The organism is Pseudomonas sp. Z18(2022), assembly GCF_036346535.1.
GTDB classification, from domain to species: Bacteria; Pseudomonadota; Gammaproteobacteria; order Pseudomonadales; family Pseudomonadaceae; genus Aquipseudomonas; species Aquipseudomonas yamanorum_A.
The window spans coordinates 1-12279 of sequence record NZ_JAOTOA010000020.1 but is presented as its reverse complement, the minus strand read 5'-3'; the positions used below and the strand labels follow the sequence as shown (position 1 = coordinate 12279).

Annotated in this window: 12 protein-coding genes; 6 read left to right on the top strand and 6 right to left on the bottom strand. The window is 62.7% G+C overall.

Going from position 1 to position 12279, the window contains the following annotated elements; all coding sequences use genetic code 11:
* Positions 1 to 104 precede the first annotated feature (104 nt).
* A complete protein-coding gene (locus V3W39_RS27020) occupies positions 105 to 308 on the bottom strand; it encodes a DUF6434 domain-containing protein (protein WP_330213751.1) in 204 nt (67 codons plus the stop codon).
* 238 nt (positions 309 to 546) lie between these two features.
* On the opposite strand from V3W39_RS27020, the gene V3W39_RS27015 reads away from it, so the two are divergent.
* The gene (locus tag V3W39_RS27015) at positions 547 to 978 is read left to right on the top strand and encodes a nuclear transport factor 2 family protein (protein ID WP_177046709.1); all 432 of its coding nucleotides are present in this window, start codon (positions 547 to 549) and stop codon (positions 976 to 978) included.
* A 297-nt stretch (positions 979 to 1275) separates the two neighbouring features.
* Here the strand turns inward: V3W39_RS27015 and V3W39_RS27010 are convergent, their stop codons facing one another.
* Positions 1276 to 2604: an aminotransferase-like domain-containing protein gene (locus V3W39_RS27010; protein ID WP_330213699.1), complete on the bottom strand. Its 1329-nt coding sequence runs from the start codon at positions 2602 to 2604 to the stop codon at positions 1276 to 1278.
* Between the two features lie 92 nt (positions 2605 to 2696).
* Here V3W39_RS27010 and V3W39_RS27005 point away from each other — a divergent pair, with 92 nt between their 5' ends.
* A complete protein-coding gene (locus V3W39_RS27005) occupies positions 2697 to 3587 on the top strand; it encodes a DMT family transporter (RefSeq protein ID WP_177078679.1) in 891 nt (296 codons plus the stop codon).
* On the opposite strand, the gene V3W39_RS27000 is transcribed toward V3W39_RS27005, so the two are convergent.
* Together V3W39_RS27000 and V3W39_RS26995 are read right to left on the bottom strand one after the other, a co-directional pair.
* On the bottom strand, positions 3584 to 4738 hold the full coding sequence (locus V3W39_RS27000; RefSeq protein WP_330213698.1) for an MFS transporter: 1155 nt from the start codon (positions 4736 to 4738) through the stop codon (positions 3584 to 3586). The genes V3W39_RS27005 and V3W39_RS27000 overlap by 4 nt on opposite strands.
* Before the next feature lie 41 nt (positions 4739 to 4779).
* Positions 4780 to 5334 (bottom strand): YceI family protein, encoded by a 555-nt coding sequence (locus tag V3W39_RS26995; protein WP_177046715.1) that lies wholly within the window; start codon positions 5332 to 5334, stop codon positions 4780 to 4782.
* A gap of 118 nt (positions 5335 to 5452) precedes the next feature.
* Between V3W39_RS26995 and V3W39_RS26990 the strand changes: the two genes are divergently transcribed.
* The gene (locus tag V3W39_RS26990; protein ID WP_177130266.1) at positions 5453 to 5947 is read left to right on the top strand and encodes a PaaI family thioesterase; all 495 of its coding nucleotides are present in this window, start codon (positions 5453 to 5455) and stop codon (positions 5945 to 5947) included.
* A 44-nt stretch (positions 5948 to 5991) separates the two neighbouring features.
* A complete protein-coding gene (gene yghX / locus V3W39_RS26985; RefSeq protein WP_177115664.1) occupies positions 5992 to 6879 on the top strand; it encodes a YghX family hydrolase in 888 nt (295 codons plus the stop codon).
* Between the two features lie 137 nt (positions 6880 to 7016).
* Here the strand turns inward: yghX and V3W39_RS26980 are convergent, their stop codons facing one another.
* Entirely contained in the window at positions 7017 to 8201 is a 1185-nt protein-coding gene (locus V3W39_RS26980) for a DUF2252 family protein (protein ID WP_330213697.1), read from the bottom strand.
* A gap of 224 nt (positions 8202 to 8425) precedes the next feature.
* Between V3W39_RS26980 and V3W39_RS26975 the strand changes: the two genes are divergently transcribed.
* Both V3W39_RS26975 and V3W39_RS26970 read left to right on the top strand, forming a co-directional pair.
* A complete protein-coding gene (locus V3W39_RS26975; protein WP_330213696.1) occupies positions 8426 to 9688 on the top strand; it encodes an aspartate aminotransferase family protein in 1263 nt (420 codons plus the stop codon).
* Entirely contained in the window at positions 9685 to 11187 is a 1503-nt protein-coding gene (locus V3W39_RS26970) for an APC family permease (protein ID WP_177121011.1), read from the top strand. The genes V3W39_RS26975 and V3W39_RS26970 overlap by 4 nt, the downstream gene beginning before the upstream one ends.
* Positions 11188 to 11200: 13 nt before the next feature.
* Here V3W39_RS26970 and V3W39_RS26965 read toward each other — a convergent pair whose 3' ends face one another.
* Positions 11201 to 12094, bottom strand: coding sequence for a LysR family transcriptional regulator (locus tag V3W39_RS26965; RefSeq protein WP_330213695.1), 894 nt, complete (start codon positions 12092 to 12094; stop codon positions 11201 to 11203).
* Between the last annotated feature and the right edge of the window lie 185 nt (positions 12095 to 12279).

Sequence of the window (12279 nt, the reverse complement as noted above, 5' to 3'; positions counted from 1 at the left end):
GAGGATCGTTCTTCAATCCACAAGCAATCCCAATGATATCAATGCGATATCATTTTCGTCTATTTGTCTTTTGGTCGACGGCACCTTTACCGCCCCTCCGGTGTTCACTGCCGCCGCCTCCATTCATCCACCACATCGCCCATGGTCTTGGGGATGTCGTTGCGAATCCACGCCATGAAATCACGGTCGAACCTGAAACCGGCACCGCACTGTTCAAGCATGAAGCGGCGCACATTCTGGGTGTTTTTGTACTGCGGGGTAACGGGGGTAGCGCGTTGGATCGAGTCACTGTGCCAATCAAAAAGCATTGCATTCTTTCCCCGGTGTGGGTGCTCCGGCCACAGCATAGCCATGTGCCATTTCGACAGGAAACACCAGCCTTTAATTCTCAAGTGATATGACGACCAGAAATAATCAATGACGCCGAAATTATGGACAAATACAAATTTCACTTTCCTTGACGGTCCGAAATACGGCATGGTTGTACGACGACTATAAAACCTCTTCTGTGTCGTACCAGTACCCCACAACAACAAGGAAACACCCATGCAAAACGTCAAGGTTCTGATTGGTTTTCTGTGCCTGTTCAGCGGCTACGCGGCGGCCGCGCCTGCCGCAAGTGACAAGGATGTAGCCGCTGCGGTCGATCACCTGACCCAGGCCATGCTGCACAAGGACATCCCGCAACTGCAGGTACTCACCGCCAACAACCTCACCTACGGCCACTCCAGCGGCAAGATCCAGAACAAGCAGGAATTCATCGCCGACATTGAAACCGGCAGAAGCGGTTTCAAGACCCTGGAAATGCAGAAACAAACCATCACCCTCAATGGCGACACCGCCCTGGTGCGCAACCACTTTTCCGCCCAGGCGGTGAACAGTGGTGTTGAGGTGCCTACCGAAATTGAAAACTTCCAGGTCTGGCAGAAGCAGAAAGGCAAGTGGCTGCTGATTGGGCGCCAGGCTTACAAGTTCTGATAGCAGGCGGATGCTTTCCTGTGAGGGGGGAGCTTGCTTTGGTGAGGAGTTTGCAGTGAAGAGGGAGCTGCTGTGAAGAGGGAGCTGCTGTGGCGAGGGAGCTTGCTCCCGCTGGAGTGCGCAGCGCTCCCGCTTTTTTTGGGGCCGCTACGCAGCCCAGCGGGAGCAAGCTCCCTCGCCACAGCAAGCTCCCTCGCCACAGCAAGCTCCTCACCACAGCAAGCTCCTCATCACAGCAGCTCCCTCGCCACTTAGCAGACTCCCTCGCCACAGTCATATCAAAGGCCATCAGGAGGCCTAGTACGCCTCCACCGCCCAGCGCACCTTCACCAGCGCCTCGCGCAGCACCTCCCGGTCCACCGACCCCAGCGCCACACGCAAGGCATGGGGCACGTGGGCCGAAACAGCAAACGGTTCGGCGGTGGACACCGAGATGTTTTCCCGCGCCAGCGCCATGGTGATCTGGTCGGCGCGGGCGTCTTCCGGCAAGGGCAGCCACAAGAAATACGAAGAAGGATGGCGGATCACATTGAGCCCCGCCAACACCTCATCAGCCACCACCTGGCGAGCCCGGGCATCCTCGCGTTTTTGCGCTTCCAACTGCTGCACCGTGCCGTCGTCGATCCATGCGGCGGCAACAGCGGTCATCACCCCCGGGGTATTCCAGGTGGTGGCCATGACCGTACGTTCCAGCGCCGCCATCCACTGCTGAGGCGCGGCCACGAACCCCACCCGCAGGCCGGTGGCGACACTCTTGGACAGCCCCGACACGTACACCGTGCGCTCCGGCGCCAGTTCGGCCACAGGCGGCGGCGCGTCCTCGGCTAAAAACGCATAGGCAGCGTCCTCGATCAGGATCAGGTCATGCCGACGGGCAATCGCTACCAAGTGTTCACGCTGCGCCATGCTCATCACCCAGCCCAGCGGGTTATGCAAGGTCGGCATGCTGTACACGGCGCGTACCGGGCGCCGGGCACAGAGCTTTTCGAGGAAGGCCAGGTCCGGGCCGGTCGCGGTCACCGGGACCGCGACGATTTCCAGATGCAGCGTCTCGGCCAGTACCTTGAACCCGGAATAGGTCAGCGCATCCACCGCCACCACATCGCCGGGTTTAAGCAGCGACATCATGGTCACCGCCAGCCCGTGCTGGGCCCCGCTGACGATCAGCACCTGCTCCGCGTGCACCGTGAGCCCCCGGCTCGCCAGATGCCGCGCCACCGCCGCACGCTCATGCAGGCGGCCGGCGTGGGGCTGGTAGCGCAGCAGCGAGGCCAGGTCGCCGGACAGCGCCAACTGGCGCAAGGCAGTGCGCAGCAGGTCGGTCTGGCCCGGCAACGACGGGTAGTTGAAGTTGAGATCGATCATGCCCGCCGCCACGGCAATCTGGCCGACGCCCTGCCCCGGCGACAGCGCAATTTCCCGCACAAAGGTCCCGCGTCCGGTCTCGCCGCTGACCAACCCCATGGCCTCCAGCTCGGTGTACACCCGGCTGGCTGTAACCAACGCCAGGCCGTGGCTCGCGGCCAACTGGCGGTGGGTCGGCAAACGGGTACCCGCCGCCAGCGTGCCGGAGCGGATATCCCGGGCGAAGGTGTCCACCAGGGTCTTGTAGCGGGCGCGAGGCATAGGCGATGTATCCATGACAATTTTTTGATTGTCTTAATGGTGAATCATAGGATGCGAAGGACGCAACTTATCCTTCATCGAGCCCGACGCCCATGGAACGCACCACCCACCTCAACACCCGGGAACACAACGCCAGCGGCTGGCTCAATGGCTTTATCGGCGTGGTGATCTTCAGCGGCTCGCTGCCCGCCACGCGCCTGGCGGTGCTGGAATTCGACCCGGTGTTCCTGACCGTCGCCCGCGCCACCATCGCCGCCCTGCTCGGCCTGTGCCTGCTGTGGCTGTTCAAGGAAAAACGCCCGGCCCGCAGCCATTTGCTGCCCCTGGCAATCGTCGCGCTGGGGGTGGTGATCGGCTTTCCGCTGCTTACGGCATTGGCCTTGCAGTACGTCACCAGCGCCCACTCCATCGTGTTTGTCGGCCTGCTGCCGTTGGCTACGGCGGTGTTTGGCGTGGTGCGCGGCGGCGAGCGGCCCAAGCCGGTGTTCTGGTTGTTCTCGATCCTGGGCAGCCTGCTGGTGGTCGGCTATGCCGTTGCCCAAGGCTTGAGCGCCGCGCCCGCCGGGGATTTGCTGATGCTGCTGGCAATATTGGTGTGCGGCCTGGGTTATGCCGAAGGCGCCAAGCTGTCGCGCACCCTGGGCGGCTGGCAGGTGATCTGCTGGGCGCTGGTGGTCTCGCTGCCGATTGTCGCGCCGCTGACGGCCATCCTCAAACCCGCGTCGTTCACCGGCATCAGCCTGCCGGCCTGGCTGAGCCTGGCCTATGTGTCGCTGTTCAGCATGCTGATCGGGTTTGTGTTCTGGTATCGCGGGCTGGCCCAGGGCGGTATCGCGGCCGTGGGGCAATTGCAGTTGCTGCAACCGTTCTTTGGCCTGGCACTGGCGGCGACGCTGCTGCATGAGCAAGTGAGCCTGGGCATGCTTCTGGTGACTGTGGCGGTGATTGCCTGCGTGGCGGGCGCGAAGAAGTTTGCGCGCTAGTCGGCCTTCCTCAACATCAACAACGCGATAAACAGCCCGCCGGCCACGCCGACACTGATCATCAAGCCATGAGGGCTGACATAGGACACCGTCGCCCCCGTGGCAATCGGCCCGAGCACGCTGCCCAAGGTGTAGAACAGCGCAATCGCAGTCATCGCGGTAGACACTTGGTGCTCGGCCACCCGGTCTCCTGCCTCGATCACCGCCAGGGTGTTCATGCCGCCAATCGCGCCGCCCCATACAAACACGATCAGCGCCGACAGCCACGGCAGCCCTTGGCTGAACGGGATCGCCAGGGTGCCCAGCAGCACCACCAGGCCACAGGCCAACTGGCCGGTCTTGTACGAACTTTTATCCGCCATCCAGCCAATGGGCAGTTGCAGCACGGTGCCGCCGAGGCCGAATACCGAGATCAACAACGTCGCCGCCGCCAGCACATAGCCCGCCGAAAGGCTGTAGGCGCCAAGGAAAGATACCGATGAGGTCTCCGAGAACCCGGCGATAAACGCGCCGCACAAGGCCACCGGAATCACGCTGAACAGTTTGCCGTGGCGTTTCTCCGCCGGTGTTTTCGGCCGCGAATCGTGCCCTTTCAAGCTCAACGCAAGGCCACCGGACAGCAGCACGATAGCCGCACAGGCGTAATAGGGAATCGCACTGTCGACCCCGAACACCACCAGCAGCAAGGGCCCGACGGCAATCCCCAGGCCCATCAGGGTTTCGTGCACGCCAATGGCCCGGCCGCGTTCGCTGTCGGTGGCCACGGAAACGATCCAGGTATCACAGGCGATCCAGCGCAGGATCAAGCCGATGCCCAGCACAAAGTTCAGGGCGAACAGCAGCGCCAGTTCGCTGGTCAGCGTCATGCCGATCAGCCCCAGCACGGTCAGGACCACACTGAGCAGATTGGCCCTGACCAACCCCAGGTGCCCCAACAACCGTGGCACGACCTTGTACAGCAGCAGGATCGCGATCCACGAGGCGCTGACGATCACGCCGATTTTCGCCGGGTCCACGCCCTTCTGTTCCAGGGACAACGACAGCAACGGCGTGATGGTGCCGATCTGCACGATCTGGGACAGCACCGACAGGGTGTTGATGCGGGTCAGGGCCAGCCAGCGTTGTCTGTCGCTGTAAGCAATATCATCCATGACGTTACCGCCTTGATTCAGAGCTGCCAGAATCTCAGCTCTCAGCGTTCAGGCGCAACCATCTTGAACTTGATGACGATCTCATTGGACACCACGCTGTCCGCCCACTCCCCCGCGCCGATCTTGAAGTCGTCGCGCTTGAGCACGAATTCACCGTCGAACACGCCGATGCCGCTCTGTTCCTTGAGGGCCACCTTGACCTCCACCGGTTTGGTCTGGCCCTTGAGGGTCAGGTTGCCGCTGAACAGGTAGCGGCTGCCGCCCAGGTCGGTGATGTGGGTGGAGGTGAAGGTGCCCACCGGGTAAGTCGTCATGTCGAACCAGCCGGGTTTGGGCAGTTCGGTGTTGGCGTCGTCGCTGCCGGCATTGATGCTCGGCAGCTGGATGGTCAGCACGGTGCTGGCAGCAGCAGGGTTTTGCGTATCGAAACTCAGGGCTGCCGAATAGGTGCCAAAGGTGCCGTACACCTGCTGGCCCATCTGGTCATAGGTGAAACTGATGGTGCTGGCCGCCGGGTTGACGTCGGTGTATTCCACGGCATACGCATTGGACAGGGTGCCGAGGGTAAGGAAGGCCGCTAGCAATCGACGTTTCATGGGATTCTCGAGTGGGAATGGAACACGCTGTGCACTGCTAACAGCGTAGGTGCTGGATTTATTCACGCCCCTGGCATTAGGCTCATGCCGGATGGAACTCAAACAACAAGGAGCCACGATGCCCGCGCTTTCCCTGCAAGACACCACCGCCCCCGAAGGCGTCTGCTACGGCTGCGGCAGCAGCAACCCCCACGGCCTACACATCAAGAGCCGCTGGGACGCCGACGGCATCCACGTGATCGCCGAGCACCAGCCCGACGCCCAATACTGCGGCTGGCCCGACCTGGTCTACGGCGGCTTGATCGCGATGCTGGTGGACTGCCATTCGAACTGGACCGCCATGGCCTACCACTACCGCGCCGAGCAACGCGAACCCGGCAGCCTGCCGCGTATCGACTGCGTGACCGGCAACCTGGGGATCAAATTCATCAAGCCCACCCCGATGGGCGTGCCGCTGAGCCTGCGTGCGAAAGTCGAAGGTGACGTGGGGCGCAAAAGCCGCGTGGTGTGCGAGGTGTACGCCGATGGCGTGCTGACGGCGATCGGCGATTCGGTGTTCGTGCGGGTCGACACCGGGCAATTGGCCGCCGCTGCCCATGGCCGGGAAGCCTGATCCTGGTCTACATTCAGTCCCACCGCTAATCGAGGACGCCACCGATGACTCGTCTGACCGCCAAAGACTTCGCCCCTGAACTGCTGGAGCTTTACGACGGCTACGCCCACGGCAAGATCAACCGCCGGGAATTTCTCGACCGTGCGGCACTGTTCACCTTCGGCGGGCTGACGGCCTCGGCCCTGCTCGCCGCCCTGAGCCCCAACTACGCCCTGGCCGAACAGGTGAAATTCACCGACCCGCAGATCGTCGCCGACTACATCACCTACCCGTCACCCAAGGGCAACGGCACGGTGCGCGGCTACCTGGTGCGCCCGGCCAAGGCCACCGGCAAGGTGCCGGCGGTTGTGGTGGTGCATGAGAATCGTGGGTTGAACCCGTATATCGAAGACGTGGCCCGTCGGTTGGCCAAGGCCGGGTTTATTGCCCTGGCGCCGGACGGCTTGACCTCGGTCGGCGGTTATCCGGGCAACGATGAGAAAGGTGTGGAACTTCAGCAGAAGGTCGACCCCGAGAAACTGATGAACGACTTCTTCGCCGCCATCGAATGGTTGATGCACCACGATGCAAGCACCGGCAAGGTGGGCATCACCGGGTTCTGTTATGGCGGCGGTGTGACCAACGCGGCGGCGGTGGCCTATCCGGAACTGGGCGCGGCGGTGTCGTTTTACGGGCGCCAGCCGGAGGCCAAGGATGTGCCACGGATCAAAGCGCCGATCATGCTGCACTACGGCGAACTGGATACGCGGATCAACGAGGGCTGGCCGGCGTACGAGAAGGCGTTGAAGGCGGCGGGTACCACGTATGAGGCGTTTATCTACAAGGGCGCCAATCACGGATTCCACAATGACTCGACGCCGAGGTATGACGAGGCGGCGGCGAATCTGGCGTGGGAGCGGACGCTGGGTTGGTTCAGGAAATACCTGGCCTGAACACAGCGCTCAGGTAGGACCGGGCTTATGTGGGAGCCGGGCTTGCCCGCGATGGCATCACCTCGGTGTGTCAGATACACCGCGGTGATGCCATCGCAGGCAAGCCAGCTCCCACAGTGATTCAGCTGTTTCCCGGGTCAGTGCTCCAGCGCATACCGCCGGCAGTGGTTGAGATACCCTTCCTCATGGCTCCCCACCAACTGCACCACACTGGTCCACAGCCACGACGGCGCATCCAGCTGCTTGGAGCGGTTCTCCTGCAACATCGCCATCCAGTCCTTGCGCGTGTCCCGATCCATCTGCCGTGCATGGGCCACGCCCACCACCCGCGCGAGGTACCCTGCCGCGTGCATCGCATCAATCTCACTCAGCTCATCCAGCTCCAGCTTCATGTCCTGGGGCAGCAATTCGCGGATGAAAAAACCGTGATCCAGGAACCGCGTCGCCAACATTCGCCCTCCCAACGCCGGTGAAAGGTGCCGCGCGCCCTCCACCACCCGCCGGCCATTATCCCTGGGCATCTTTGCCCGGGCCGCACGCGGAGCAGCAGCGCCTACTGCTTCCTTGATATCGAGCAGGCAGTATTCCTGATCCGACTTGTCTCCTACTCCCAGCAACACCGCATAGCGCAACAGCCCAAGGGAGCTGCAGCCCTTGACCCAGTAAGCCGAGTCCAGCAGCTCGACCGTGTCGTCGTTGGAGCGGCCCTTGAGCGAAGTCACCAGCCGGTGGATTTCATCCGACGCACACAGCGTTTCCAGGGCTGATTTTTCCCCCCGCGACAACGACCAGAAATGCTTGCCCAACGGAATCGTCGGCCGGGTGTTTTCAATGCGTTCGCGGGCCAGGTTTTTCCAGGTGCGTTCCACCGCGCTACGCATCCCGGACTTCACCTGGGACGGACGCGGCGGTGCCTCGTCGGGCTTGTCCTTAAATGCCTGGGCGTAGCCCACCATCATCTCTTCGAGCATGCGGGCGGTGGTCACCCCCGGCAAATCCGAGCCCCGGGCAGCAGTGGCCAGGGACAACGCCAGGCGCACCAGGTCATGGGCCGGGTTGCCGATCACCGCCTGGTCAAGGTCGCGGATATGCATGTCGATCCGGCCCTTGGTGTCGCCCGTAGGCCCAAGATTGCCGGCGTGGCAGTCGCCGCAGATCCAGATCGCCGGCCCGTGGGGCAAGCGCCGGCCGTGCTGGCTGTGGAGCCACTCATAAAACTGAACCGTACTGCCCCGCACGTAAGCGTGGGCGGAGCGCGCCATCTTCAGGTTGCGCAGTTGCGTGAGGTGAGGCATTCGCGAAGAAGGACGCGGAGTTTTCATGAAAGTACTCGTCGTGGAGATACGGTAGAGGCTGGCCCGCGACAAATGTTTCATTTTGTTTCAGAGGATTTTATTAATAAGCCACGCCAAATAATCCCACTGCAATCGGTCTTTCTATTCCTCCCGTCCCCGGGACTAGCATCGGGTCAACTCGATGCAGCGAGTCACAACCCTAACTGCACACATCCCCAAACACTGCCGCCCTAACAAAAGAGATAAAGCAGATGAATGAAGTGATGAACACCGCACCCGCCAAGATCAACCTGGTCAAGGCCCGAGGCTCGCTGGTATGGGACGACCAGGGCAAGGAATACATCGACTGTACCGCCCAGGCCTGGTCAAACAATCTGGGGGCGAATGACCCTCGGGTGGTGGAAGCCGCCGTCGCGCAACTGCGCGAAATGACCCACATCCGCCCCAACTTCGGCTCCCCCGCCCACACCCGGCTGGTCAAGAAACTGCGGGAAGTTTCCCCCGGCGCCCTCAACCAGATGGGCTTTGCCCTGCATGGCAGCCTCGCCGGTGAGATGGCGATGAAACTGGCCTTCAAGAACCGCACCGGCGCGCAGAACCTGCTGGTGCTGCAAGACGGCTACCACGGCCGCTCCCTGGCCACCCTCGGCGCGAGCTGGCCCCATCCGAACAACCCGTTTTTGGCGATCCAGCCGCGCTTCACCCGCGTGCCACACCCCAACCCCTACCGCACCCGCCTGGGCATGGACCCGGAAACCGAGTCGCAGCTGTGCCTCGGCCTGCTGGAAGAAACCATCCTCAAAGGTGTCGACGGTGGCGTGGCCGCCGTGATGATGGAGCCGATCCAGGGCAATGGCGGGCATATCGAATTCCCCCGCTCTTACTACAAGGGCGTACGCGAGATCTGCGACCGCCTGGGTGTGCTGCTGATTTTCGATGAGGTCCAAACCGGCTTCGGGCGCATGGGCACGATGTTCGCCGCTGACTATTACGACGTACTGCCCGACATCATCGTGTTCGGCAAAGGCGTCGGCGGCGGCTTCCCCCTGGCCGGGATCCTGGCCGACGACAAGCTCAAGTGGTTCGACGAAGGCGAAGAAGCCCTGACCTTCGGCCACTTCCCGGTCTCGCTGGCCGCCGGCTACGCCACGGTGGAAGCCATCGTCGCCGACAACCTCTGCGAAAAGGCGCGGGACTCCGGCGAGTACATCACCGCCCGCCTCAAGGAGATGCAAACCCGCCACCCGTTGATCGGCGACGTGCGCTGCCCCGGGCTGATGGCCTCCATCGAACTGGTCAAGGACCGCACCACCAAGGAACCGGCCTGCCGGGAATCCCAGGAGGTGTATCGCCTTGGGGTGGAGCGCGGCGTATTGTTTGGCGAAAGCCGTTACGCCGGGCTCGGCAACCTGATCAAGGTCAAGCCGCCGCTGGATATCGAACGCCCGTTGCTGGCCAAGGCCCTCGACGTGCTGGACGAAGTGATCGGCATCATCGAGGAGCAACGGCCATGAGCACATTCGTCGAAAACACCGTGACCGCCCCGCCGAATGCCCAGGCCCCGCTGTCCAGCGATGACGCCGACCTCGCCAGCCTCGGCTACGAGCAAAAGATGCACCGCACCATGAGTTCGTTCACCTCGTTTGCCCTGGCCTTTTCCATGGTCTCGATCAATACCGGGGTGGTCACGCTGTTCGCCGACCCGTTCAACCGCGTCGGCGGTATTGGCATCCTTCTGTGGCTGCTGGTGATCCCGCTGGTGTGCTGCATCGTCATGGTCTACTGCCACCTGGCCGGGCGCATTCCGCTTACCGGCTACGCCTACCAATGGTCCAGCCGGCTGGCGGGCAATCACTTCGGCTGGTTTACCGGCTGGGTCGCGTTCACCTCGTTCGTGGCGGGTACTGCAGCCACCTCGGCGGCCATCGGCACGGTGTTCGCACCGGAGATCTGGGCCAACCCCACACAAGGCCAGATCCAAGGCCTGAGCATCGGCGCGACGCTGGTGGTGGGCCTGCTGAATATCTGCGGGATTCGCCTGGCCACGCGCATCAACGACATCGGTGCGATCATCGAAATCATCGGCACCGTGCTGCTGGCGATTGCGTTGTTCTTCGGGGTGTTTTTCTTCTTCGAACACACCCAGGGCGTGGCGATCCTGACCTCGGCGCAACCGGTGAGCGGCGGCACCGTCAGCTTCACCACCATCGCCCTCGCCACCTTGCTGCCGGTCTCGGTGCTGCTGGGCTGGGAAGGCGCGGCGGACCTGTCGGAGGAAACCAAGGACCCACGCCGCGCCGCGCCCCGGGCGATGCTGCGGGCGGTGCTGGTGTCCAGCGTGCTGGGCTTCGTGGTGTTCGCCTTGCTGAGCATTGCGATACCGGGCTCGGTCAGCGAGCTGCTCAGCCACAGCGAAAACCCGGTGATCAATATCGTGCGCCTGCAACTGGGCAACGCCGCCGGCGTGGGCATGATCGTGATCGCCTTCGCCTCGATCCTCGCCTGCCTGATCGCCAATATGGCGGTGGCCACGCGCATGACCTTCGCCCTGTCCCGGGACAACATGCTGCCGGGCTCCAGGGTGCTGGCGAAGATCAACCCGCACTTCGGCACGCCGGTGGGCGCCATCGTGCTGATCACCGCCATCGCCGTGCTGCTGAACCTGGCGAGCGGCGGGTTTGTCACGGCGATCTACTCGATGGTCGGCCTGACCTACTACTGCACCTACCTGCTGACGCTGATTGCCGCATACCTGGCCTATAAAAACGGCCGGATGCCGGGGGCGCCCGCGGGGGTGTTCAGCCTGGGTCGCTGGTTGTTGCCGATGATCGTCCTCGGCGGCCTGTGGGCCATCGCGGTGATCCTGACCCTGAGCGTGCCGGAAGAAAGCCATACTGGCGCCATCACCACCGGGGTGACACTCGGCGTCGGCGTGCTGTGGTGGTTGTTTTCGCTGCGTACACGCCTTAACAATGGCAGCGCCGGGCCGAGCAGCAAATTACTGGATCAGTAGGAGCCCCTCCTGACTAACGTCGGCTGCTCGCCACTTCCATCGCCAACTCGGCAAAGTTGCGTGCCGCCACACTCGGCTGTGGCGGCAACGCCACCGCCACTTCACACAGCGGCATATCGCTGATCACCGGGAACGCCAGGCCAGGGCGCGCATAGAAGCGTGCAGTGGACAGCGCGGTGATGCTGATCCCGCGCTCTGAGGCCACCGCCTGCAACTCGGTCTCTACCGTCGAGGCTTCATGGACGACCCGTGCCGGCTGGCCGTTGCGGTACGCATCGGCGGTCCAGAAACTGCGCCACACGCCAACACCCGGTGCAGCAATGATCGGCTCATCCAGCACATCATAGATGCTCACGCTGCTCTCCCCGGCCAACCGGTGGCTGGACGCCAGGCACGCCACGCACGGTTCGGTCACCAGGGTGTGCAACTCGATGTCCGCCAGGCCCAGCGGCGGGCGCAGCACCGAGACATCCATGCCTTCGTCGATCCCGGCATGGGGCGAGCCGAAGTCATATTCGCGCACCACCAGTTCGATCTCCGGGTAGCGTTTGGCGAACACACTGAGGATTTGGGGCATCAGGTCTACACCGGCGCCGATCAGGAAACCGATATTCAATGAGCCGCGTACGCCGCGTGCATGTTCGTGGGCGGTGCGCACCAGGCGGCTGACGCCGTTGACAATTTCCCGCGCCTCAACCAGTAACGCTACGCCGGCGTCGGTCAGTGCCACGTTGCGGGTATTGCGCTGGAACAACTGCACATCCAGCAGCGCTTCAAACTGGCGGATGGTCTGGGACAGCGCGGGTTGCGAGACATGCAGGCGGGTCGCCGCGCGCACAAAACTGAGCTCTTCGGCGACTACCACGAAGGCCTTGAGTTGACGGATGTCCACGCCGGAAGTTTGCATTGAAGCCTCTTATGATCAGTCGGCAGACCGAGTGGGAGAATAACCTGTGGTGAGAGAGCTTGCTGTGGTCAGGGAGCTTGCTGGGTCAGGGAGCTTGCTGGGTGAGGGAGCTTGCTGTGGCGAGGGAGCTTGCTCCCGCTGGGTTGCGTAGCAGCCCCAAAAAAAAGCGGGAGCGCTGCGCACTC

What these genes read in the sequence shown, in the direction of transcription:
- V3W39_RS26975 (WP_330213696.1), top strand. Translation starts at nt 8,426, where the DNA reads ATGAATGAAGTGATGAACACCGCACCCGCCAAGATCAACCTGGTCAAG.
- V3W39_RS27000 (WP_330213698.1), bottom strand. Translation starts at nt 4,738, where the DNA reads ATGGATGATATTGCTTACAGCGACAGACAACGCTGGCTGGCCCTGACC.
- yghX (WP_177115664.1), top strand. Translation starts at nt 5,992, where the DNA reads ATGACTCGTCTGACCGCCAAAGACTTCGCCCCTGAACTGCTGGAGCTT.
- V3W39_RS27020 (WP_330213751.1), bottom strand. Translation starts at nt 308, where the DNA reads ATGCTTTTTGATTGGCACAGTGACTCGATCCAACGCGCTACCCCCGTT.
- V3W39_RS27015 (WP_177046709.1), top strand. Translation starts at nt 547, where the DNA reads ATGCAAAACGTCAAGGTTCTGATTGGTTTTCTGTGCCTGTTCAGCGGC.
- V3W39_RS26995 (WP_177046715.1), bottom strand. Translation starts at nt 5,334, where the DNA reads ATGAAACGTCGATTGCTAGCGGCCTTCCTTACCCTCGGCACCCTGTCC.
- V3W39_RS26970 (WP_177121011.1), top strand. Translation starts at nt 9,685, where the DNA reads ATGAGCACATTCGTCGAAAACACCGTGACCGCCCCGCCGAATGCCCAG.
- V3W39_RS27010 (WP_330213699.1), bottom strand. Translation starts at nt 2,604, where the DNA reads ATGCCTCGCGCCCGCTACAAGACCCTGGTGGACACCTTCGCCCGGGAT.
- V3W39_RS27005 (WP_177078679.1), top strand. Translation starts at nt 2,697, where the DNA reads ATGGAACGCACCACCCACCTCAACACCCGGGAACACAACGCCAGCGGC.
- V3W39_RS26980 (WP_330213697.1), bottom strand. Translation starts at nt 8,201, where the DNA reads ATGAAAACTCCGCGTCCTTCTTCGCGAATGCCTCACCTCACGCAACTG.
- V3W39_RS26990 (WP_177130266.1), top strand. Translation starts at nt 5,453, where the DNA reads ATGCCCGCGCTTTCCCTGCAAGACACCACCGCCCCCGAAGGCGTCTGC.
- V3W39_RS26965 (WP_330213695.1), bottom strand. Translation starts at nt 12,094, where the DNA reads ATGCAAACTTCCGGCGTGGACATCCGTCAACTCAAGGCCTTCGTGGTA.